Genomic DNA, 3,319 nt, shown 5'->3' with positions numbered 1-3,319 from the left:
GGTTGGGCACTCTAAGGTGACTGCCGGTGACAAACCGGAGGAAGGTGGGGACGACGTCAAATCATCATGCCCCTTATGACCTGGGCTACACACGTGCTACAATGGATGGTACAGAGGGATGCGAAACCGCGAGGTGGAGCCAATCTCGCAAAGCCATTCTCAGTTCGGATTGCAGGCTGCAACTCGCCTGCATGAAGCCGGAATCGCTAGTAATCGTGGATCAGCATGCCACGGTGAATACGTTCCCGGGCCTTGTACACACCGCCCGTCACACCACGAGAGTTTGCAACACCCGAAGTCGGTGAGGTAACCCTTTGGGAGCCAGCCGCCGAAGGTGGGGCAGATGATTGGGGTGAAGTCGTAACAAGGTATCCCTACCGGAAGGTGGGGATGGATCACCTCCTTTCTACGGAGTTTTGATTCGTGGATCGACCCCCGGACCGACCGGTCCGGGGTGCGCGCAGTTGTTTTCATTCCATTTTGAGAGGATACCCTCTCGCAAGACGATCCCTGGTTCTNGTGGGGATGGATCACCTCCTTTCTACGGAGTTTTGATTCGTGGATCGACCCCCGGACCGACCGGTCCGGGGTGCGCGCAGTTGTTTTCATTCCATTTTGAGAGGACAATTTTGTTCTAATATTTGTTCTAATATTAATTATAGGATGGGCCTGTAGCTCAGCTGGTTAGAGCGCACGCCTGATAAGCGTGAGGTCGGTGGTTCGAGTCCACTCAGGCCCACCATCATAAATTAATAGATATTATGGGGCCTTAGCTCAGCTGGGAGAGCGCCTGCCTTGCACGCAGGAGGTCAGCGGTTCGATCCCGCTAGGCTCCACCATAAAAAATAAGAACAAGAGCATATGGTTAGTTAATACCATAATTGTGCTCTCTATTGGTTCCNGGATCACCTCCTTTCTACGGAGTTTTGATTCGTGGATCGACCCCCGGACCGACCGGTCCGGGGTGCGCGCAGTTGTTTTCATTCCATTTTGAGAGGATACCCTCTCGCAAGACGATCCCTGGTTCTTTGAAAACTGGATAGCGACAACGAAACAAACAAGACCAAGCAAGCCCTGCGTAAGCAGGCGCCGGCTGTTTTTTTGGAAATGGAAAAACGGTTAAGTAAGAAAGGGCGCACGGTGGATGCCTTGGCACTAGGAGCCGATGAAGGACGCGACGAACGGCGATACGCCCCGCGGAGCTGTAAGTGAGCTGTGAGGCGGGGATGTCCGAATGGGGGAACCCACCATCGTTAATCCGATGGTATTTCTACCTGAACACATAGGGTAGAGTAAGGCAGACCTGGGGAACTGAAACATCTTAGTACCCAGAGGAAGAGAAAGCAAATGCGATTTCCTGAGTAGCGGCGAGCGAAACGGAATCAGCCCAAACCAGGATGCTTGCATCCTGGGGTTGTAGGACACTCCATTGGAGTTATCAAGATCAGCGATAGGCGAAGCGGCCTGGAAAGGCCCGCAGGATACGGTAACAGCCCGGTAGCCGAAATCGCTGATCCTCCGGAGTGGATCCTGAGTACGGCGGGACACGAGAAATCCCGTCGGAATCCGGGAGGACCATCTCCCAAGGCTAAATACTCCCTAGTGACCGATAGTGAACCAGTACCGTGAGGGAAAGGTGAAAAGCACCCCGGAAGGGGAGTGAAACAGATCCTGAAACCGTGTGCCTACAAGTAGTCGAAGCCCGTTTATGGGTGACGGCGTGCCTTTTGTAGAATGAACCGGCGAGTTACGATCGTATGCCAGGTTAAGCCGAAGAGGCGGAGCCGCAGCGAAAGCGAGTCTTCAACGGCGCATTAGTATGCGGTCGTAGACCCGAAACCGGGTGATCTACCCATGTCCAGGGTGAAGGTAGGGTAACACCTACTGGAGGCCCGAACCCACGCAAGTTGAAAATTGCGGGGATGAGGTGTGGGTAGCGGTGAAATGCCAATCGAACTCGGAGATAGCTGGTTCTCCCCGAAATAGCTTTAGGGCTAGCCTCGGATAAGAGTCCTGGAGGTAGAGCACTGATTGGACGAGGGGCCCTTACCGGGTTACCGAATTCAGTCAAACTCCGAATGCCAGAGACTTGTTGTCCGGGAGTCAGACTGCGAGTGCTAAGATCCGTAGTCGAGAGGGAAACAGCCCAGACCACCAGCTAAGGTCCCTAAATCCGCATTAAGTGGAAAAGGATGTGGAGTTGCTTAGACAACTAGGATGTTGGCTTAGAAGCAGCCACCATTGAAAGAGTGCGTAATAGCTCACTAGTCGAGTGACTCTGCGCCGAAAATGTACCGGGGCTAAATGCGGTACCGAAGCTGTGGAGGATCCCCCATCGGGGGATCGTGGTAGGGGAGCGTTCCAGGGGCGGTAAAGCCAGACCGTGAGGACTGGTGGAGCGCCTGGAAGTGAGAATGCCGGTATGAGTAACGAAAAGAAGGGTGAGAATCCCTTCCGTCGAAAACCCAAGGTTTCCTGAGGAAGGTTCGTCCGCTCAGGGTTAGTCGGGTCCTAAGCCGAGGCCGAAAGGCGTAGGCGATGGAAAACAGGTTTAAATTCCTGTACCACCTCCTTTCCGTTTGAGCAATGGGGGGACGCAGGAAGGTAGGGCAAGCGTGCTGCTGGATATGCACGTCCAAGCCGGTAGGCCGAAGAGCAGGCAAATCCGCTCTTCATGAAGGCTGAGCGGCGATGGCGAGGGAAATAAAGTACCGAAGTTCCCGATCCTACACTGCCAAGAAAAGCCTCTAGCGAGGAAAAAGGTGCCCGTACCGCAAACCGACACAGGTGGGTGGGATGAGAATTCTAAGACGCGCGGGAGAACTCTCGTTAAGGAACTCGGCAAAATGACCCCGTAACTTCGGGAGAAGGGGTGCTCTTTCGGGTGAATAGCCCAGGAGAGCCGCAGTGAAAAGGCCCAAGCGACTGTTTATCAAAAACACAGGTCTCTGCGAAGCCGCAAGGCGAAGTATAGGGGCTGACACCTGCCCGGTGCTGGAAGGTTAAGAGGAGAGGTTATCCCCTTTGGGGAGAAGCTTTGAATTGAAGCCCCAGTAAACGGCGGCCGTAACTATAACGGTCCTAAGGTAGCGAAATTCCTTGTCGGGTAAGTTCCGACCCGCACGAAAGGTGCAACGACTTGGGCACTGTCTCAACGAGAGACCCGGTGAAATTATATTACCTGTGAAGATGCAGGTTACCCGCGACAGGACGGAAAGACCCCATGGAGCTTTACTGTAGCTTGATATTGGATGGTTGTACTGCTTGTACAGGATAGGTAGGAGCCTTGGAAGCCGGACCGCTAGGTTCGGTGGAGGCA

2 tRNA genes and 2 rRNA genes are annotated in these 3,319 nt (G+C 54.0%); all 4 read left to right on the top strand.

The features are described 5' to 3' along the window. Positions 1-406, top strand: a 16S ribosomal RNA gene (locus AC5W2J_RS17145); the annotation flags it as partial. A gap of 259 nt (positions 407-665) precedes the next feature. Next, a tRNA-Ile gene (locus AC5W2J_RS17140) sits at positions 666-742 on the top strand. A 21-nt stretch (positions 743-763) separates the two neighbouring features. Next, positions 764-839 (top strand) — tRNA-Ala (locus AC5W2J_RS17135). A gap of 278 nt (positions 840-1,117) precedes the next feature. After that, positions 1,118-3,319 (top strand): 23S ribosomal RNA (locus AC5W2J_RS17130); the annotation flags it as partial.

The organism is Sinobaca sp. SA16-1, from assembly GCF_059510515.1.
This window is presented reverse-complemented; position numbering and strand designations above follow the sequence as displayed.